General features: G+C 45.0%; 14 protein-coding genes. 1 reads left to right on the plus strand and 13 read right to left on the minus strand.

The window, feature by feature from the left end; genetic code table 11:
• Positions 1 to 61 precede the first annotated feature (61 nt).
• The 7 genes from AC1DLI_RS11520 to AC1DLI_RS11550 form a co-directional block, all read right to left on the minus strand.
• A complete protein-coding gene (locus AC1DLI_RS11520) occupies positions 62 to 5,377 on the minus strand; it encodes a GH92 family glycosyl hydrolase (RefSeq protein WP_477602618.1) in 5,316 nt (1,771 codons plus the stop codon).
• A 26-nt stretch (positions 5,378 to 5,403) separates the two neighbouring features.
• A complete protein-coding gene (locus AC1DLI_RS11525; protein WP_477602620.1) occupies positions 5,404 to 6,999 on the minus strand; it encodes an S-layer homology domain-containing protein in 1,596 nt (531 codons plus the stop codon).
• A gap of 26 nt (positions 7,000 to 7,025) precedes the next feature.
• Positions 7,026 to 10,568, minus strand: a complete 3,543-nt coding sequence (locus tag AC1DLI_RS11530) for a PA14 domain-containing protein (protein WP_477602622.1) — start codon at positions 10,566 to 10,568, stop codon at positions 7,026 to 7,028.
• A 270-nt stretch (positions 10,569 to 10,838) separates the two neighbouring features.
• Complete coding sequence (locus AC1DLI_RS11535) at positions 10,839 to 11,963, minus strand: substrate-binding domain-containing protein (protein WP_477602624.1); 1,125 nt, start codon at positions 11,961 to 11,963, stop codon at positions 10,839 to 10,841.
• 15 nt (positions 11,964 to 11,978) lie between these two features.
• Entirely contained in the window at positions 11,979 to 12,836 is an 858-nt protein-coding gene (locus AC1DLI_RS11540; protein ID WP_477602626.1) for a carbohydrate ABC transporter permease, read from the minus strand.
• Entirely contained in the window at positions 12,829 to 13,713 is an 885-nt protein-coding gene (locus tag AC1DLI_RS11545) for a carbohydrate ABC transporter permease (RefSeq protein WP_477602628.1), read from the minus strand. Before AC1DLI_RS11545 ends, AC1DLI_RS11540 begins: the two co-directional genes overlap by 8 nt.
• A complete protein-coding gene (locus AC1DLI_RS11550; protein ID WP_477602630.1) occupies positions 13,710 to 14,999 on the minus strand; it encodes an ABC transporter substrate-binding protein in 1,290 nt (429 codons plus the stop codon). Before AC1DLI_RS11550 ends, AC1DLI_RS11545 begins: the two co-directional genes overlap by 4 nt.
• A gap of 447 nt (positions 15,000 to 15,446) precedes the next feature.
• Between AC1DLI_RS11550 and AC1DLI_RS11555 the strand changes: the two genes are divergently transcribed.
• Positions 15,447 to 16,424 (plus strand): tRNA dihydrouridine synthase, encoded by a 978-nt coding sequence (locus tag AC1DLI_RS11555; protein ID WP_477602632.1) that lies wholly within the window; start codon positions 15,447 to 15,449, stop codon positions 16,422 to 16,424.
• Between the two features lie 424 nt (positions 16,425 to 16,848).
• Here the strand turns inward: AC1DLI_RS11555 and AC1DLI_RS11560 are convergent, their stop codons facing one another.
• The 6 genes from AC1DLI_RS11560 to AC1DLI_RS11585 form a co-directional block, all read right to left on the minus strand.
• Positions 16,849 to 17,091: an AbrB/MazE/SpoVT family DNA-binding domain-containing protein gene (locus tag AC1DLI_RS11560; protein ID WP_477602634.1), complete on the minus strand. Its 243-nt coding sequence runs from the start codon at positions 17,089 to 17,091 to the stop codon at positions 16,849 to 16,851.
• Between the two features lie 426 nt (positions 17,092 to 17,517).
• Positions 17,518 to 17,931, minus strand: a complete 414-nt coding sequence (locus tag AC1DLI_RS11565; protein ID WP_477602636.1) for a hypothetical protein — start codon at positions 17,929 to 17,931, stop codon at positions 17,518 to 17,520.
• A gap of 119 nt (positions 17,932 to 18,050) precedes the next feature.
• The gene (locus AC1DLI_RS11570; RefSeq protein WP_477602638.1) at positions 18,051 to 18,338 is read right to left on the minus strand and encodes a hypothetical protein; all 288 of its coding nucleotides are present in this window, start codon (positions 18,336 to 18,338) and stop codon (positions 18,051 to 18,053) included.
• A gap of 52 nt (positions 18,339 to 18,390) precedes the next feature.
• Entirely contained in the window at positions 18,391 to 18,822 is a 432-nt protein-coding gene (locus tag AC1DLI_RS11575; protein WP_477602640.1) for a DUF6557 family protein, read from the minus strand.
• A gap of 31 nt (positions 18,823 to 18,853) precedes the next feature.
• Positions 18,854 to 19,378: a hypothetical protein gene (locus AC1DLI_RS11580; protein WP_477602642.1), complete on the minus strand. Its 525-nt coding sequence runs from the start codon at positions 19,376 to 19,378 to the stop codon at positions 18,854 to 18,856.
• A 49-nt stretch (positions 19,379 to 19,427) separates the two neighbouring features.
• On the minus strand, positions 19,428 to 20,201 hold the full coding sequence (locus tag AC1DLI_RS11585; RefSeq protein WP_477602644.1) for a hypothetical protein: 774 nt from the start codon (positions 20,199 to 20,201) through the stop codon (positions 19,428 to 19,430).
• Between the last annotated feature and the right edge of the window lie 797 nt (positions 20,202 to 20,998).

The raw sequence follows: 20,998 nt of genomic DNA on the forward strand, positions 1-20,998 counted from the left end.
TAGAAGGAAGGAGCCTTTTTTTATACATTTTAAGCGGAAAACGAACTATAATACAGGCTTCTTAATCGACCCTGGAATATTTCATCCGATCGAGGTTCCCTACATACAAAAGGCTTGATGTGGTTGATCCCTTCAATACGATACAAATGGTTTGCTTGCCGGTCAGCGATTGATCAAGATGTGCGCCGACTGTTTTGTATGCCCCCCAACTGCCGCCCGTATTCGGAAGATTAACTTTGCCGATAATCGCACCGTCTTTGTTATTCATTCTAATTTCTGCAACGACGTCTGCCGGGGCTCGATTAGAAGGCGAGTCGTATACGATCTCGACGTAATTTTTGCCTTGCGTCCCGAACTCGGCATCTTTGTAGATAAGCCATGCGCCATTAAACGTGTTGCCGACAACCGTGCCACCGTTGTTCGGTTCCGTTTTTAACGGATTGTTATTAAACGTATTTTTAGCCGTGGTCCATTCAAAGCGGTCTTCAAACTCCACATTCACACTCGGCTCCGGCGGCTGCGCTTTTAACGTAAAGCTGGCGTTATCGAAGTTACCGATGTATTTAAAAGTAGCGTCGGTAGTGCCTTTAAACACCAGATAAACGTCTTGAATGCCCGTTAGCTTTTGGGTTAGATCTCCTGTTACCGTACTGTAATTACCCCAACCGCTTCCTGTCGGAGGCGCGGCGATCGTGCCAGCTAAAGTACCGGTTACGCCGCCGAGGCGGATTTCAACGGCTGAATTTGCTGCGGTGCTCGCGCTGTTGCCTGCATACTCGATGGACAATTGATTGACGCCTTCGCTGCCGAAGTCCATTGTCTTGTAGGCAAGCCATGCCCCGTCAAAGGTATTCGCCACCTGTTTGCCGCTTTTTCCGTTTTCCGTTTTGAGCGGGCCGTTGTTGGCCGGGTTCAGGTCCATCGACCATTCATCGTAAACTTCCAGCTCCAGTTTGGCGAAGTCGGATCTTACCTTCTGGTATCCGAATGTCAAACGGTCGAGGTTACCGATGTAAGGATGAGCGCTGTCTGTGCTGCCTTTCATGACGATGTACAGATCTTGCGTACCTGCTACCGTTTTGTTCAATTGTGCTTCAGCCGTTTTATATATTTCCCATCCGCTGCCCGTATTTGACAGGTTGACCGTACCTAATAGATCGCCATCGATACTGCCTAACCGGATTTCGAGTTTGCTGTCTCCCGGCGTTCTCGAGGTAGGCGCATCGTATTCAATGGCAATTTGATTGACGCCTTCGGCTCCGAAATCGATCGCCTTATAAGCGAGCCATGCTCCGGTAAACGTATTGGCCACAACCGTGCCGCCATTTTTGGCTTCCGTTTTTAGTCCGCCGTTATTGAATGTGTTGACCGCCGATGTCCACTCGCTGCGGTCTTCAAACTCGATCGCCAAGTTGTCTTCGACAGGCTCTTCCGGCTCCTCTGGCTCCACCGGCAATTCCGGTTCTTTTTCCGGTAACGGAAGCGGCACCGGCAGCGGTTCCTCTGGCTGCTCAGGCTCCTCCGGTTCAGGGGCAGGGACCGGTTCCGGCTGCGTTTCAACCGGCTCCGCCAGCCATAATGAATCATAGATGTTACCGTTAAATGCGTCCACCAAGTAGACATTCACCTGGTATTTGCTTGCATTGACGTTAAAGGTCTGCGAAAGCTGGAAGCTTCCGGCTTCTACAGGCACAGCACTTGACAGTAAAGCCCGCTCATTTCCATCCATTAGCTGGAATACGGCAACTGCGGAATCGACATAGTCGCCTTTTAATGTGCCTGTCACATTAACAATCATGTTACCGGTCCGCTCTACTTCGGCCTGAAGATCAAATACGTCCCACAGTACGTCAGAAGTATAAGCAACTTCCGATTGCAGGGCATGGCCAACCGTATGATGCTGGCTCTCATTGGCCTTGACTCGCACCTGAACTTCGCCGGCTTCGTATTCTAGCGGTCCAACGGTTTGCGGATTCGAGGTTGCCGGCTTCCAATTCAAGCCTCTATCCGTACTGAATTCATATTCGGCTGCTTGCTCGTAGCCCGGCACAGCCGTCCATCCGAATGTGTTTGCTTTATCATCGACTACCGGCTCAACAGGAGCTGCTGGTTTCACCATCCGCTTGACCGCTTCGAGGCTGAACTCGAATGCGATGTCCGAGCTGGTTGCATTGGCCTGGTGGATCTCAGCTGCCAAGACATTGGTCCCTTTGACCAGATAATTCGGATCAATCTGATAACCATTCGGATTTCGTTCGTCTCCTACGGTTGCGTTGGCAAAAGTGTTGTAACTCACGCCGCCCTGAGGCATATTTGTCCGGATAATTTCATGTCCGTTCAAATACACAACCGCGCCGTCGTCTCGAATCAGACTGACATCCAGTTCAAGAATATCTTCCGTATCGGATACTTCGAAAGTTTTGCGGAAGTAGGTGGTCGGGTACTTGTTGTTAGCATCCGGACCGTAGCTGACCTTCGTATTCACCTTATTAAGGTTATCGTACCCCAGCATGGCAGGCCCGGAAGCCCAGCCGCTGTCATCGTACTCCTGATTTGCCCAGCCATTGCCGGCGTACTGTCCTTTGTCCAAATATTTCCATTCCGATTGTTCCGCAATCAGTTCTTGACGGGAAAGTGCATTATCCACTTCTGCCGCGAAATCCGTTGTCGGCGGCGCTGCGCTTGCTGCTGCACCCCAGCTTGTATTCGGTTCCGAGCCCATATCGAATTCTAGGGTGCCGCCCGACATGATATTATCGTGGCTGATCCAGGCTTGATTGAAATTACTGCCATTCAATTGAGCAGACTGGATAAACCGGTTGGCGCTGGAAACGCCATTCGCCTTAATCGTAAACGTCTTGCCGTTATCCAAATGCAGCTTCATCTCCGAGAAAATAGGGGAGCCGATCAAGTAATACGGATCTCCCGGGTTGCCTGGGAACAAACCCATGGCGCTGTACACAAACCATGAAGACATTCCGCCGGCATCGTCATCCATTGACTGCAAATATCCTTCCGGGTCGTCGCGATAAACGCGCGATTTCATCGAATACGCATATGGACCGTGATTATGGTATTTCTGGGTTACCACTTCCGTCGTATATTCCCTTGCGTAATATTGGGTCAAATATGGATAGCCCAAATAGTTGAACAGGTAAGGAACCTGCAAATCCGGTTCGTTAACAGCCATATATTCATTGATTTTGAAGAAATATTGCAGGTCTTTCGCCATTTCTTCTTTACCGCCCATCAAATCGGCCAGACCGATCACATCATGAGGCACAAACCAGCGGTACGTCCACAGGTTTCCTTGGTAAGCGTACTTGTCTACTGCCGTAACGTCTCCTTGGGCTACTGTCCGCGTATTGGTCGGCGTGAAGAATCCGCGTGGGTTGCCGCTCTCGTCTACTTGATTCGGATTCCATTGGCTCTTGTAGCTAAGTGCGGCCGTCTTGTATTTCTCATACGTCTCGCGATCCCCGGTCAAAGCGGCAAGCTTCATCGGAAAATAAGCGCTGTACGCTTTTTCGAGCTTCCCGGAAATTTCGTTATCGCTCACGGAGTAGTTGTCTGAATCGACAGCCATTCCTTTAAGTGCCCGGTACACATCGAAATCGTCAAAGCCCCTCGCGTATGCATCGAGAATGACTGCGCCATTAAACTCGTTTCTTACAGTCGGGCTTGGCCAGTAACCGCTCCCCCACTGCGTATACGAGCCTCGGGTGTTATACAGATCCACCATCGATTTGACCATATTTTCATACTTTTTAGGCTCCAGCAGCGAAAACAAGGAATATTTGCGGTAATCATCCCAGGTTGTCCAACCGTTATAGTATTCAAAGTCATCGCCAATCTCTGAGGTTTGGCGAACCGTGTTCTCGTCCCTGCCCGCCCGGAACGTACCGTTCGAACTGGTTACGTTTTTCGGATGCAGGAAAGAGTGGTACAGCTGCGTGTAAAATACTCTTTTGTTTTCTTCGTCGGCATCCGTAATTTCAACTTTGTTCAGCAATTCGCTCCAGCTATTCCTTATACGATTGTGCTGCGCGTCAAAATCCCAATCTGCAATGTCGTGGTCCCGCTCGTATTTCGCCTGTTCTACGCTAATCGCCGATAGGCCTACCTTAGCTTGAACCACTTTTTGGTTTGAAGTATTGAAATTTACCCATACCCCGCTGTTCGAGCCGGTGCGCGTGGCTTCAGCGCCTGTAACATCACCCTGCCAGGAAGTATAGGAGTCAAAATCATGGTCGAACTGAATGGAGTAATACATCGTGTAGTACCCATGTCCGCACACGTTCTTCGATTGGATCATGCCTGAAATCTCGTTATTGTTCTCTACGGTCAGGTTAGCGTCTACCATCCCTGCATAAGAGTTTGACAGATCAACCAAAACGGAGCCTGTATCCGCCGCAGGGAAGGTGTAGCGATGGAAGCCAACGTTGTCCGATGCAGTCAGTTCAACCCCGATACCGGATGCTAGATTCACCGCATAGTAGCCCGGAGAAGCTTGTTCGCTGCTCTTGTCATATGGCTGCTTATATTCGTTGCTGTTTTTTGTAAAAGAACGGGTTTCCGGCATCATCAGGATGTTGCCGCCTGCGCCGCTGCAGCCTACCCCGCTAAACCGCAGATGCGAGAATCCCTTCAAATTTTTATCTTGGTAGTAGTACCCGCTGAATGCTCCCCCATCGCCGTCCGGCCCAAGGGAAACCAGACCGAATGGCGTAGAAGGACCGGGATTGGTCTGTCCATTGTCGCCCATCGTGTTGATGAACGGGTCAACGTAATCCACCGGCGCAAGGTTGGTTGCTGGATACGCTGGCAATTGGTCGGCGCCTACCCCGTACAATTCCAGCTCATACAGCCGAACCGTGTTATTATCGTGCGCTCCTTTATCGATATAAAACCTGATGTACCGAGCTGAGAAGGCGGGAACATGCCGGTCGACGATCGTCTGCACATTATTCCTCACCGCATCGACATCCTCCCAGACTGTGCCGTCAATGCTTTTCTGCAAACGAAAATCCTTCGTATTCCAAAATGGGCTATTGGCGGATTCGTTGATTGCGGCATTTTTCACTACCCATTGGTTAAGGTTATAGATTTGCCCCAAATCCAGCTTTAGCCACTTCTTTTTGGCATTGGTGTTGTCGCACCATTTGGTATCGCTCTTGCCGTCGACCGCGGCTTTCGCGATCTCGTTGTTGTTGCACTGACCCGAAGCCGTCGCGCTCGCATTCAGAGCCACATTCCACGTTTTTGTGTCCTGTATCGTATAGACAGGAGCCGCCGAAACGGCACCCAAGGCGAAAGGAACCAACATGCTAAACAGTAACAATGCCGTCATTACGACTGAAATAAGCCTTTTCCACATTGCGATTAGGTCCTCCTGCTTTCGTTTTATAAAGATTGGTTTGGCAGCATCCGATTGATCATAACGGCCATTTCAGCCCGGGTAACCGGATTTTTCGGATAAAAACGAGTGCCGTCCCCTTGAATCAATCCTTGCGACCAGGCTTCATTGACAGCTGCCGCAGCCCAGCCGGAGATTTCTTTCGCATCTGCAAAAGCAGGCTTTCCTTTGTCCGATTCGGCAAGGCTTAAGTATTGGTCTGCACGAACGAGTGCGACCACCGCTTCTTCGCGCGTAATCTTTTCATTTGGCCTAAACGCTACGTTATAGCCCGAAATAATACCGAGCGATGCTGCTTCTGCAACCTGTTCGGTGTAGTATTGATTAGCTGGCACATCCGAGAATGGATTATCCGCTGCATTTATTGAAGGTTTCCCCGTCCACTCGATCGCCCGCATAACGAGAGCGACGAACTCTGCCCGGGTTATGCTTCGATTCGGCATATAATGCTGGTCATCCACCCCTTTGACAATATGCTTGGCAGCAAGAGACTTGACCGGTGTTTCCGCCCAATGATTGGCTAAATCTACAAAAGCCTTGTTATATTCCAAAATCGTATAATACGAGAAGTGCTCAGCCGTGAATGTATACAGGCCGTTGTTAACGGTACCCGGGGCATATACGGGTTCATCGCCATTCACGTAATACACGCCGGCAAGATTCGATGAGATCAGCTTTTGCTGTTCTTCCGTCAGCTTCATCGTTACGACGGCGGGCTTGTCCAAATGGTGGATTTCGGTAATGTTGTCGCCGTCTATCACGTTGATGACAACGGAGAGGACAATGCCCGTCGAGGTATAATCCGGGTTCGACTGCAGCGACTGATTCACCATGCTTTTTGCTTCGTCAGTCCATCCTGAATGGAGAACGATCTGAACGCGCGATTGCTCTTCATTCGCAGCCGGTATGGAACCATCCGCGAATAGAACGGTACGGTTATCGGCTTTTAAGAGTAAATCCAACTGTTTGTCCTTGAGGCTCTTTAACGTTTTCGCCGGAAACTCCAGAGCCCTTCCGGAATCGCTTGCTGATGTTGGCAGCTCGACCGTTACAAAACCGGTCGCTTGTTGAATGGCTTGAGCCATCGTTTCGCTGCCAAAGATCAGTCTTCCATCCAGGGCTAGTTCAGGCTTAACGATGGAACCTTCCGCTTTACCGGCATTTGAGGGGATGGCAGCTGCTGTATTTCCATTGCCATTGCCAGTGCCTCCTCCTTCTCCCGGATTGCCTCCCAATTGCTCGACAACCGAGAACGACTTGGTTTCCGTTAAGGTACCGATGCCGGCAACAACCCGGTAAACGCCGAACGGTGCAAGATCCTCATTTTCCGGTATAGCAACCGTTGTAGTATAAGCGCCATTTGAAGGAGTTAGGCTATCAATATATAAAACCGTTTGATTGGGACGCACAATCTTAACCGCAACATCGCTAACGCCGCTTGCAACCGTCCCGGAAAGCGTAACTGCACCGCCGCGCTGGACTTCATCCGCACTCAATGTGAGCGCGAACGAAGCCGCTGCGTAACCGGAAACCGGAGAAAGCACGAAAAACAATGCCAGAACGACCGCCAAATATTTCTTCACCGTATTCAGTCCTTCCTTTCTATGTGTTACTGGAGCACAACCGGTCTCGCGAGCCCAACCGGAATCGTAAGATCGCTATTAAACTTATCGAGCACAAATACTTTCACCTTATAATCCGCTCCGCTGAAGTTGAAGTATTGCGAAAGGCTCAGCTTGTCTTTCTGAATCGGAACGGAATTAATTAGCACCGGCGTGCTTCCTTTCAACAGTTGAAACACGATATGAGCTTCACCGCTGTAATCAGCCAACTGCTCCACGGTAACGTCGACCTGCAGTTGATCGCCTCTCTTCATTTCGCCTGCAATGGAGTACGTCCTGTTAATGTTGTTCACCGTAAACGCCGTATCCGAAACGAGCGGCAGCCCTGCGGCAACCCCTGCAGTCTCATCCTCTTTGACGCGTACCTTCACCGAGCCCGCAGCATAATCGTTATCCCCGACCGGCTGCGGATTCTCCGTTACGGAAATCCAAGTTTTCCCGTTGTCTACACTGTATTCGTAATCCGATAGCTCCGGATAACCTGCTACATTTGTCCAGCCAAACGTGTTATGTCCATCGTCAACCACCGGAGCAGTCGGCGCCGCCGGTACGGTACCTGCCGTGCTTACAGTGCTGGCGATCGAATTATCCCGCTTATCGACGGCTTTGACCGCGAATTCGCAGATTTTATCCGGGTCCGTACCATCTACCGTATATTGATAGTTCACTTGGCTCGTACCTGCCGGGACATATACGCTCCAGTTCTTGCCTAATTTCCCGTTTACCTCATAAATTCTAAACCCTCTGACCGCTTCCCCGGAGCTGTCATTTTTCGGTTTGCTCCAGGAGAGAACCGTCTTGCCGTCCCCGTTCTTGCTTGCCGTCAATTGTTCAACAGGCTCCGGCAACTTGTCATTTCTGACTATCGTGTACGTATCAAACGGAGTTTCCTCGCCGGATTTGTAGGACTCAATCGTAAAGCTGTCTTCCGTCATCCGGATTCCCGAGAAGATCGGAAGCTTCGGCTGCTGATACACCGCCGCATAATACCTGTCCACACCGTCTTTGATATCGTAATATTTGGTCGCCGCCGAATTGTTAATCATGTACAGCGTACCGTCAGGATTTAACGTATTGCCGTCTTCATCCGTCTTGACGTCAGCTACCGGTTTATCGTTATACATTTGATAAGACCTCATGAAGGTATGGTCATGTCCCTGCAGTACCACATCGATCCCGAGTTCGTCGAAGACAGGGTACAGCATTTTTCGGAGTTCCAAAATATCTCCGTCCAACGCATGGCCGCCGACGGAATAAATGGCTTTATGGAAGCCTACTACCTTCCATTTTTTATCCGTTTCGGCTACTTCTCTTTTGAGCCATTCAATTTGCTGTTTGAAAGACTCCTTCTGGCGGTCATCCCAGCCCATATCCATCGTGTTCAAGATCATCATGTGCGCATCGCCGTAGTCAAAGGAATACACACTCCCCGGCGGCAATGGATCATTGATGGACTCATTCGGATAATGAAAATGATGGTAATAGTTATCGTTATAGGGTCCTTCGTGGTTGCCTACCGCAGCCATCAAAGGCAAATTCATCAGCATATCTTGCGGCTTTCCGAAATAATCAAGCCACTGGGATTCCAGCGAGCCGGCATCTACCTCATCGCCTGTCATTACTAGAAACTTGGAGTCCGGATACTGATCGAGCCCTTGCCTAAGCGTGTTGGCCCAGATTTGGTAGTCCTGCGAATTGGCCCCTTGCGAATCAGTCATATACAGGAAATCATAATTTTGTTCTTTCTCGGCTTCAGTCATAAACGTACCCATATCGCTCCAGTTTCCGTCGCTGCCCACACGGTACTTATAAGCTGTTCCTGGAGTCAGACCCTCTGCCAGCACTTTATGGCTGATAAATGACCCATTGATTGAATTGGTGATTTTGAGATTCAATACTTTGGTTTCTTCCGGCTTGCCTACGAAGCGTTTACCTGCGGGAGATCCAAACTCCTGATCTGCCGGCACGATCTCTACGATGCTTTCTTTCGCATTGGCCGGTGCATTGTGAGGTTTCTCATAATTCGTATACCAGGCAAAAGCGCGGTTCGTCTTCGGACTTCCATTGAACGTCATCGCAATGGCGATCGGCGAATAATCGACCAATTCGGATTGATTGACAGGGCTGAACTTAAAGCTTCCAACCTCTTTTCCTTCCGCCAATTTCAGCCCGGCCTGTCCATCATAAGAGAGGTTTACCCTTTGATTTGGCTTGACTAAAGCCGCCGGTTTCAATATAAGAACGGATGGATCACTTCCTTGCTCCACGCTTTGAACCTGAACAGGCTGACCGTCTACCGTCAAGGTCAGATGATCATGCAAAGCAGCAGGCAAGCCATCCAGATCAGAAATCATGGCAAGCGAAATGGCCGAACCGTCTTTATATACGCTGCCTGCCACCGTTCCCGTATAATCCATTGGCAAAGAGAAGGCGTGGCTTGGCACAATGTCTTTTGCCATATTTGGCGTGGACCAGCGCAGGTACAGATTGGAGCCTCCGAAATCTTCGAAGTATTCCACTTTAAAGCTGTATTTCTTTCCGCCTTCAAGCGAAACGGCGCTGCTTGTTTGCTCTTTATCCCAGTCGTTCACCCAGTGGTCAATAACGAGTTTATCATCGATCCACAATTTGAATCCGTTGTCGCCCGTCATGTAAAACGTATAATCACCGGTTTCCGGCGGCATGATTTGACCGGTCCAGCGAACGTTGGCATCATCTTGCTGACCGGTCCAGCTTTGCAGCACCGAGTCAAGGTTCGTGAAATGGATTAGCGGGTCTACGGTCGTTGCTTTATATTCGCCAAAACCAAAGTCACTCGTTCCCAAGAAATATTCGCCTAACAATCCCACATCTTTTCCAATCACCGGCGGAAGGACATCAGAACCTGCCAGTTCAAGCGAAAAGAACAGGTCCGAGCTTCCCGGCGCGTTCTGGTGCACTTCCGCAGCCAGTACATTCATGCCGTCCACTAGCAAGGAAGCATCGATATCGAATTTCTCTTCATTCCGCTCATCACCGACCGCTGCAGAAGCAAGTGTGCTGCTTGCAATCGCGCCAGTCGGCATATTGGTCCGGTACACTTCCTGGCCGTTCAAATAGATGACCGCACCGTCATCGCGGATCAAGGTTGCGGCAAGCGCTTTGATCTGATCGGCCTCAGCCACCTGAAATTCCTTACGGAAATAAGTCGTAATATATTTATTGCTCGAATCAGAACCGTATTCGATCCATGTGTTTAGGTCGAGGCCCTTACCTTGGCTAGCATAGCCTAGGGGAGCGCCCGCCATTTTCCAGCCGGTGTCGTCGAAAGCCAGTTCCCGCCAGGAATTGCCTGGATCGACTCCTCCGTCCATATAGATCCATTGGTCGTTCTTTGGAATCAGATTCGATGCTTCCATAACTATTGCAGGATCATTGCTGCCGCTGCTCGCATCAGCCGGCAGCAATTGAAACGGGCCTGTCGAGAACAGCATGGCCAAACACATGGAGACAACGAGAATATTGCTGATTACCTTTTTTCTAACGATCACTATTCTTCCTCCTCTAATCATTTCTCCTACCCATAGCTCTCTATCATTTCTTACTGCCAGCTTCATAGGGCCGCGCAGTCAGCCACGACCAATCGTACAGAAAGTCACTGACACATTCAATGCGGATCGATATGAAGTGTTTATGAAAGAGAGGAGGCTGATCTATGTCAGGCAAAATCCGCAAATCGCACAAAAATACGCAATGACTCCGGCATCATAAGGACACCTCAGTCATTGCGTATAGTTAAATAGATGTAGTTGTAATCGAAGTCAGGAAACCGTCCTTCTCTCTATGATCTTCGTTTTTATTTTAACAATAGACTGCTCTTCGCAGTAGGAGCGTATCCTTTCGAGAAGCAGCTTAACCGCCTCCTGAACAAGCTCCTCAGCTGGCTGCTTCACCGTAGTTAGAGGAATAGGCAGCATCGTTGCTAATTGCGTATCTGAGAAGCCGGTAACGGACAGTTGATTTGGAACATCAATATTTAGCCGCAGCGCCGAATAAATAGCAGAAGCCGCTACGTAGTCATCACTGCACATCACGGCAGTCATATTCGGGTGTGCGCTTAAAAATTGACCCAATTCCTTGTTTTCTTCCGAATAATTCGTGAGATTGTTTGTTATTTCTGTAAAGTGAATATATTGGCTTTTTACGGGAATATCGTAATCAAACAAGGCCTTCATATAGCCCTGGTATCGTTCCTCCCTGCTGCTAATCCCTTCTATGCGATTAGTCACATATCCGATTTCTTGGTGCCCCTTGCGAATAAGAAACTGCATCATCTCATAGGCTCCCTGAAAATGATCGTGAAAGACACTATCAAGCTGGATATCATGAAAAATACGATCAATGAGTACGAGTGGATACTTATCATGCTTGAACTGATGCAGCACCTCGCTTGACCTTGTACGGCCTCGCGGAAAGAGGATAATCCCGTCCACTCCTTCGGCAGCAAGCTGTTTGAGACAGTGATCTTCGTCTTCAACATCCTTACTTAACTTAATGACTAAGGAGAAGTTGTGCTTCCGTGCTTCTTTTTCAATCGCCGAAACAATCTGCGAAGTATAATAGTCCAGATTGGAAACGACAAATGCTACTTTTAATATCCTACTTTGGGCGGCGGGAACCAAGCTGCGCTCCATTGCCGGTTGCTGCTGCTTTGATAGAGCCGGATCGGAGAGAAACGTCCCTCTTCTCGGTAAACGATACACCATTCCCTTGTTAACCAGTTGCTCAAGCGCAAGCTTGGCCGTCATTCGGCTAACACCAAATTGCCTTGACAACTCTCCCTCGGAAGGAACAGGCTCATGCGGCTTGATCTGCTTGCTTTGTATGATTCCTTCGACCTTTTGCGCGATTGCCATATATAAACTCTGACTGTGCAGTTCTTCCACAGATTTCCTCCTTCATCAAACCTTAATGGCTCCAATGGTAATCCCTTGAAAAAACAGTTTTTGCATGCAGAAAAACAAGGCAATAATAGGCAGCACCATTAATACGGAAGCAGCCATTAATAGCCCCCACTCCGTTGCAACCTCGCTTTGGAATTGCTGAAGTGCTAACGTCAGCGTGTACTGGGTAGGATCATTTAGATAGAGCAGCGGCCCCAAAAAGTCTTGCCAACTGCTGATCATTTGAAAAAGGCCGACCGTCCATACGGCCGGTAGAGCCTGTGGAAGAAAGATTTGATAAAAGATCCTGAATTCCCCTGATCCATCTATCCGGGCTGCTTGTAGAAACTCAAGGGAAAAGCTAAGCGCATATTGCCTTAATAAAAAAACATACATCGGAACGCCTAACACTTCTTTCAATATTAAAGGAAATAACGTTCCCACTAAACCAAGCTTCTGAAACAGCATGAACTCCGGAATCATCGTAACCTGCCCCGGTACCATCATGACACCCAGAGTCGCTATGAAGACGGTCCTTCTGCCTGTCCATCTTAAGGCTGCCAAGCTGTAGGCTGCAAGCGAGCAAGAAACCATAACGCCCAGTGCGCTAAGCACCGCAACAAACATCGTATTTTGCAGCAGCGAAAAAAACGAAGTCCGGTTAACGGCCTCCCCATAATTCGGCCAGTGGAACGGCACCGGTATCCATTGCAGAGGATGTAGTAAGAACTGGGAATCCAGCTTAAAGGAAGATGCCATCATCCATAAAAACGGAAGAAGAAAGTACAAACTCGGCCCCAGCAATAGGATGTGTACCAGTCCATGACGGTAATAGAATAGCCGTTTGGCCGTTATTCCTCCATTCCGCTTACTCATAATGGACCCACTTGCGTGAAGATATGAATACGAATGACGTGAGCAGCACCGTGATCAAGAAAAGAAGCCAAGCCATCGCTGAAGCATATCCCATATGGAGATAAAGAAACGCATGCTGGTACAAATACATTACATAGAACATCATAGAGCCGGCGGGCGACCCGCTGCCATTCGTCAAGCTGTAAGGCAATGCAAACATCTGAAGCGTGCCTATTAATCCAACGATTAGATTGTATAGCAGGACCGGCGACAGTAGCGGAATCGTTATAGAAAGAAAGGTTCTAACCCTCCCTGCGCCATCCACTTCCGCGGCATCATAGTAGCTCTTTGGTATATCCTGAAGCCCTGCCAGAAGAATGACCATCGTATTTCCTATTCCCCATATCGACAGGAAAGCCAGTGCAGGCTTAGACCAGTCCTCGCTATTCAACCAGGCAGGGCCGGTAATGCCAAGCTCGGAGAGAAGTCCATTAATCAATCCAAACTGCGGATTCAACAACGACAGCCAAATCAGCGATTTTGCGATTAAAGGAACGAGAGAAGGCAGAAAAAAAAGGGTTCTGTAAAACAGGCTTCCTTTTATCCTTAGCTGAAGCAGCGCAGCCAGCCCCAAACTCATCCCAATACTGATCGGAACAAAGGTTAACGCAAAAGATACCGTGTTCGAAACGGCTTGCCAAAATAGCTTATCGTGAACGAGGTCCCGATAGTTTTGCATACCAAGGAATTGTCCCGGCTTCAGAATACTGTAAGAGGTAAAGCTTAGAAACAAGGAGGTTGCCAAAGGATACGCATAATAAATGATTAAGCCTATCATCCAAGGTAAAGCAAACAGCCAACCGTACCTATTCTCGCGCTTGCTCCATGCGTTTCTCATCGCTCATTCTCCTGAATCTTGCCCAGCGCAGTATTGACGCGAGCCGTAACCTCGTTCAGAAGGCGCTCCGGCGTATCCTTGCCGTTAATAGCAAGATCAACCGCGCTCGACAGCTCATTCCAAAGCAGTTGACCTTGCGGAATAACGGGGCGCCAATGCGCATTGTCCAAAAGACTCATGATTTTCTTATTAATGGGATCGTTATGGAATATTCGCTCGTTCACTTCCGGAATGGCTGAGAGATAGGCTTTCCCAATTAATTCCTGTGCTTCATCGCCGGCAAAATATCGAATCAGCTCCCAAGCTTCATCCGGATGTTCGGCTCCCCTTGGTATGACCACGCTATAACCACCTGACCAGGTCATTTCTTCCTCGCCATCCGGTGTAGGTATAGGTGCGATGTCATAATTCAATGCAGGGTTATTCGCCTTCAAATTAGCGACAAGGAGATTGTTCCCAATCTCCATGCTGACCTGACCGGTCAAAAAAGGATCTACCGCTTCCGAGCCCGTAAATGCATTTATTTTCTGAGCCTCGTATTGTTCCGAATAATCTTGAAGCCATTCCATAGCTGCTACCAGCTTCGGCTCGTTGGCCGTGACTTGCTTCGTGCGACTATCGTAAAAATCGCCTCCGAATGCCCAGCCCCACGTATAAAAGCTGCCTTGTCCGAGCCAGGGCACAAAGCCTAACCTCTTGTATCGTTGCCCTTCCTTAAGCATTAATTTCGCTGCGTATTCCTCAAGCTCAGCAATGGTCGCCGGCGGACGGTTAGGGTCCAGACCCGCTTCCAAGAAATGATCCTTATTATAGAAGAGCACTCGCCCGTCAGTCGTAACCGGTAAACCATAAATACGCTCTTTGTATACAACCTCATTCCAAGCGGCCTTATAAAATAGATCCGTATTCATTCCGCTATCCCTGACACGATCCGTTAGATCGGTCAAGGCCTCTTGACTCGCCCAAGAAGCAATTTGGAAACGATCGAAGAACACAGCATCTGGAGGTTCGCCTCCGGCAATTGCTGTCAACAGCTTTTGCCCCCCGCCTACAGTCAAATCGGCAACATATACCGAATTCACTTTATAAGACTGATGCTGTTTTTGAAAGCCTTTGACAATAGAATCTACGGCTTCCGCAGCTACCCCCGTCTTATCATGCCAGAAAGTCATGACTTTTTCTGCTGAGAGAGATCGATCCTTGGCAGAGCATCCTAACAATATCACTAAGCAAAGCAAGACGATCACCATCGTCCTAAGTCGCTTGCTTCTATTACTTCTGTACACTTGCCACTCGCTCCTTGGGCTCTCAACTCTAGTAATTGAACTAATAATATACTATGTTTGTTATCTGCACATTAACTCGTTTACCTGCATGTCATGAAAAAGAGGCCTCTCACAAGTTCATTGAACTCGTAGAAATGATTCCCTTTTCAACAGTCCATTCATGTATTGAAGGATTATTCCCACAATGCTTCTGTAACTCTTCAAAACTGACATACCTTATCATTATAAGGAAAATGGGGCAGAATAAACATGCACCTCATACAAATTCAACAACATCAAGTTGGATGCGTGATGGTTGGCAGACATCACAAATGTGTCTGTCGCTCATCTGTCGCTCACACAATTGATTCTGTGCATCAAACGAAAAAAAATGTTACTATGTATGATGGGTAAAAGACTTTGCTATAGCTTATTTCGTATTTATATGTTGCAACAGGAGAAGATAATATGAGTAACGAACAAAATTTTTGGAATGAGTTACCAAAGCCGTTTTTTATATTAGCACCAATGGAAGATGTCACAGATGTTGTATTTCGTCACGTCATTAGTGAAGCTGCAAAACCTGACGTATTTTTCACGGAATTCACAAATACAGAAAGTTATTGTCACCCTGTAGGAAATGACAGTGTACGTGGTCGATTAACGTTCACAGAAGATGAGCAACCGATTGTCGCTCATATTTGGGGCAATAAGCCTGCATTTTTTGAACAGATGAGTATTGATATGAAAAAACTTGGTTTTCGTGGTATCGATTTAAACATGGGATGCCCAGTACAAAACGTCGCATCCAATGGAAAAGGTGCTGGATTAATACAACATCCTGAAGTTGCAGCAGAAATTATTCATGCAGCAAAAGCAGGTGGATTGCCGGTTAGTGTTAAAACAAGATTGGGTTACTTTGATATTGACGAGTGGCGCGATTGGTTAGGACATATATTGAAACAAGATATTGCGAATCTTTCCATTCACCTTCGTACAAAAAAAGAGATGAGTAAAGTAGATGCACACTGGGAACTAATCCCTGAAATAAAAAAATTACGCGATGAAATTGCACCAAATACGTTGTTAACCATTAATGGAGATATTCCTGACCGCGCAACAGGATTAAAATTGGTAGAACAATACGGCGTTGATGGTGTCATGATTGGCCGCGGCATTTTCACCAATCCATTTGCTTTTGAAAAAGAACCTAAAGAACATAGCGCGAAGGATTTTCTCAATTTACTTCTTTTACAGTTGGATCTTCACGATAAATATTCAAAAGAAACCCAGCCACGTTCATTTAAACCACTTCTTCGCTTTTTCAAAATCTATGTTCGTGGATTTAGAGGCGCAGGCGAACTAAGAAACCAATTAATGGATACTACGTCAACCGATGAAGTACGTCGTTTAGTAAAACCTGTTTTAGATCAAGAATTAGATTGAAGCATACCCACCTGTGCATGATTAAATAGACTTGCTGATAAAACAAGTCTTTTTAAGGAATTATAGTTTTATTCTAAATAGAATAACTTGATTATCAAAAATAATGAGAGACCTCCCAAAAGTTCAATGAACTCTTGAAAGGTCTCTCATTTTTGCACTATGTGGTCAAGCAGTGTTTCCTCTCAAGAAAACCCTTGATGCTACAGACTTTACGTTGTCCACTTCGTTTTCAATTCATATCGAAATTTTCTCGAATACATTCCACGGAATACGAGTCCATTCACACTCATCAGATGATGCTGGTCTTAATTTAATTAATACTAATTTAACTAAATACCCTATTTATGATATTGAAGATCCATCTACGAAGCTAAATATATTACTTACGAACATCAGTAAAAAATCCCATTAAATCAGATTACTACTACCGATCTTTCAAGCTCTTTAACGCCTCGCTATACCTTTCCATATTTCGTTTGGCAGCCTTCACCACTTCTGGTCTTATATTTGAATTTGAAGCGTCTAGAAGTCTTAGAACGATACTGCCATCATCACCCAAACTAATGCTATACTGGTCCCCAGCTTTAACACCTAGCATCTCAACAATGTCCTGCGGCAAGACACAGCCAAGCTCCGCTCCGATATCTCTTATGATAGATATGATCATGCCACCACAACACCTTACACGTTTATTTTTATTCTTGACTGCTTACTTCAATCATAACCATTGCTACCTTTCCTAAACTAGAGATAGTTCGCCATCTATATTAATACTTATATAGGAAACTGCGAACCATTTTTATTTATCAGCCAATGCTGTCTCTAAAAAGTTCTATCACCTTTAACGGAACCAATCTTATATTTTTTTGTTGAGATAACCGTAATTACTATTACAACACCATCACCTTTTGGTGCTACAATTGCAACGTCCCATTTTTTAGGAACCAACGAATTTTAGTCTTGATTGGGGGCATCTTCTCAACGTCTTTGATTAGTTGATATCTATCAATCCCCTGCTCCATAATACGCTGTTGGGTGTGAGTCGAAAACAGAACTTTCATATGGCTGCTCCTTCATGCTGAATATAATTGTATTACGACAAATACTCCACTACAACACGATCTTTACTTACCCAAATCATTACTATCCCTAATGTCTCCAATACAGTCCGAATCTGATTTACGACCTTTCTATGACCATCATTATCAGGTAGCGCAATTGCTGCTTTAAATAGCTCTCCTTGCTTTTGCTGTATCAATTTTGAAGCAGTCAGTAAAGCCCTTGAAACATGTGAATCAATTTGATTAGCGTTAAATGGCTTACCATAACGGCTACTAGTTTGACTTGCACTAGTTTCTCCTTTTGCTTCTACATATAGAGTAAATTCATCCTTATGTGCAATGATGTCGATACCTTTCTCTGATGTATGGAGTGACTGTACGATGTCAAAGCCAAGCTCCTCTATCTTTAAACAAGCAGCAGTGATCACATCATTTTCTGTAAGCAAGCACATTCCTCCATCTTTATATTTCAATAAATACATTCGGTCTAATTATTGACAGTAATTTATATTCGTCAGGTATCTGCATCGAAATCAATGCCTCTCCTTAAATAAAAATTGCCCATTTAATTAGTTGCCACAATATCATCAAAGCGACTAGATAATTCGATATATTCATTGGTCCAGCCACTACTTATGGATATTTCTTGTAGTGAACCTGTTGGGGCAAAAAGAAGCTCTAATTCAGAAACGACTAATTTATCAAGTTGATTAAGTCTTTTAATGTATGTATCCAATGCTGACAATACTTCTTCTACTGTTCTGTATTCTGACCAAGTAACATCAGTATTGGGCGTATCTATCAGTTTCCTTACTTCCCATAACAGGTCAACCAGAAGGGTATAGCTTACCAAGTTATTTTGCTCCTTTCATTGTTCCATAAAACTCTTTATATCAATTCCAAATTTATCTTTCCACTGTGTCATCATATCCATAATAGAACGTCATCTCCCAAAGGCAATGGGCAATAAAGCTTTCATTTGACATAGTATCTAATGACTTCTTGTCAATGTAGTAGCCTAGCCACTCATTAAATTTGCTTGATGCTATAGAGTAGCCAGTCCATTCGTCGTCCTTACCACTAACGTCAAAAGAGAGTGAATCATCATCTTCATCAAACTCATTGATACAGATCCATTCACCATCAATTTCTTCTTGGAACACATTGATATAAATGTACATGTTAGTCTCGTTATCGGCAGGTATAGTCAATTTCAGTTTTTCATATAGCATACTAAACTTTTCAAGTCTGTCTTTTTTAGTTGAATATTGGACAATAAACTTTTGCCATACCTTTGAAAAATCTGTAATGGCAATCAACTCTTTGAATGTCTGCATACTTCCTCCAATTCATAAAATTGCTCTTTTTTCATTGCACCTCTCTGTACTCTCCCCATCCTTTAAAACTATATAATGCTTGCAATGCTTCTCTATAATTTTGGGCAGTTACTTCCCATTTCTTATGATACTTACCAATCATCAAACGCTTATCTATTAATTCCTGTATTTCTTTATTATCGGCAAATACAAAATCATCAATATAATCAGTTGAATAGTTAATTTGGGGTTCCCATAATTCATATTTAGTTGATTTATCAAATCGATGTGCTTTTAGTTCCTGCAGATTATATTTAATTCTTTCATCTCCTTTTTTCCACCAAACCGAATCATGTCCCCAGTACATATTTGAAGACCAATATTCAGGTAGTTCATGGTACATGATGTCACCTTCATATACTCCCTCTAGATGTCCCCAAAAAGAATTTATACGTTTGATTGCTTCATCTTGATTAAATGGAAATCGACTTATTAAATCAATTAAAATGAAGCGGCAGTATAAAAAAGTACTGTAATCTGTTTTAAACACCCATACTTGGTTTTTAAATATCTCCATTACATCTTCACCCTATCTAGATAAAATCGTGCATTTATTTATCAACTGTCTACATTAACATTTGTGATAAATCCAATTCAGGCATTTTATATGGATAAGTTGGAATAATCCTTGAATCATTATAATTCCAAAAATAATTGCTTCCAAGTTTCTGAATAATAGCACGTTCTTTTTCATTTGGATAACGGAGCGAAAGCGGATTATCATCATGTATTTCTAAAAGTGCATTTTTCCCAAAAAAACTAATGTTACAATTTTCGATAACCGATTCTTTAGACAAAGAAAACGCTCTTACATATTTTTCATCAATATAAGTTAACCAATGAAGTCTAGGCAAACAACGTCCCATCCCCCAACCATCATCACTCATTGGAATTAATCCGTATTCACAATATCCATATAAAGCGTTAAAATGTAAACAAAAATCCAGCCATAGCTCTTTGAAGGCTGTAAAATGATCGGAATTTGAAAGCAACTCATCACCATTTTCAAAACATATATCTATAGTAGAGAACTTTTTACCTGGCGTTTTTTGTAAATATGCTAAATCAGTTTTCTGCCAGAAAAAAAACAGGTTAAATAGCCCTCTTACTTTATATAGACTTACATATCCGTTGTTAGGAAAGTTTCCTGGAAACATATCATAATATACTTCGGGAGTATTAAAGGAAAACGAAGTGGGTTTAAAATTATGATCTTTTACTTTTGTAGGGAAGTACTTTCTAGGTATTCTATTTAATAATTGACTTAAGCAATATTCTGCTGTATCTCTTGTGCCTAAATAATTTGTAGTAAAAAGTGAAAAACTAAGTCTCTCAGACATGTTACCCTCCTTAAGGTTTTAACGTTTGGATTCAGATGTGCTCCCCCCTAATAAGAAACAACTTTGATCTGAAAGGCAGAAACCACCGCCCCCTATGCCTAGAGACACATGTCTTTTAAAAGTGGAGTTTTATCAAAGCTTCCTTATCGTGTGGCTTAGCTATTCAAGAAAAATGACCGTATTCTCAGTATTAATTAAATGAGAACCGGTCATCATTAAAAACCTCTTGCTGCAAATTGCTATTACAAGCATTATATTTAAGCTTGCGACACTAATGGAATACTGTCTTCATACTCGGCAACTCTTCGGTAAAAGGTATTAGGCTTCATGTTTACTCGTTTCATTGCTTCTACAACTGTAATCCTCTCAGCTTTCCATTCTTCATATGCAATTACAAACTCAGTTGTAATCTTCCTTCTTCTTATAAATTCCGTGTTCTTTGTAAATTTACTTCTTGAACTTAGCTTTAATCAGTACTATTACTCCACCAATAAAAATTCCAACAATTGCCCAAGCTGCAATAAATAATATCGAATCCATGATGTAATCTCCTTAGTTGTTACCATTTTAGTGAATGAAATCAGACTCTTATTTTAACATGTTTGATTGTTGATTTTTCTTTCCATTGTTATAGCTGCGCTCAAGTACATGAAACAAAAGAAGTATACCAGCAAGTGTAAATCCAGTACTGAGTAGAAATTTATCATCGAATAAGAACTTCATTGAGAGCTGAATGGATAGGACAGCTACCAGTATTTTAATAATCAGCTTGTAATTCATGAAGGCAAATTTCTCTC

It is taken from the genome of Paenibacillus sp. 01T443 (assembly GCF_056398325.1).

What these genes read in the sequence shown, in the direction of transcription:
- AC1DLI_RS11520 (WP_477602618.1), bottom strand. Translation starts at nt 5,377, where the DNA reads ATGTGGAAAAGGCTTATTTCAGTCGTAATGACGGCATTGTTACTGTTT.
- AC1DLI_RS11540 (WP_477602626.1), bottom strand. Translation starts at nt 12,836, where the DNA reads ATGAGTAAGCGGAATGGAGGAATAACGGCCAAACGGCTATTCTATTAC.
- AC1DLI_RS11545 (WP_477602628.1), bottom strand. Translation starts at nt 13,713, where the DNA reads ATGAGAAACGCATGGAGCAAGCGCGAGAATAGGTACGGTTGGCTGTTT.
- AC1DLI_RS11555 (WP_477602632.1), top strand. Translation starts at nt 15,447, where the DNA reads ATGAGTAACGAACAAAATTTTTGGAATGAGTTACCAAAGCCGTTTTTT.
- AC1DLI_RS11560 (WP_477602634.1), bottom strand. Translation starts at nt 17,091, where the DNA reads ATGATCATATCTATCATAAGAGATATCGGAGCGGAGCTTGGCTGTGTC.
- AC1DLI_RS11575 (WP_477602640.1), bottom strand. Translation starts at nt 18,822, where the DNA reads ATGCAGACATTCAAAGAGTTGATTGCCATTACAGATTTTTCAAAGGTA.
- AC1DLI_RS11580 (WP_477602642.1), bottom strand. Translation starts at nt 19,378, where the DNA reads ATGGAGATATTTAAAAACCAAGTATGGGTGTTTAAAACAGATTACAGT.
- AC1DLI_RS11585 (WP_477602644.1), bottom strand. Translation starts at nt 20,201, where the DNA reads ATGTCTGAGAGACTTAGTTTTTCACTTTTTACTACAAATTATTTAGGC.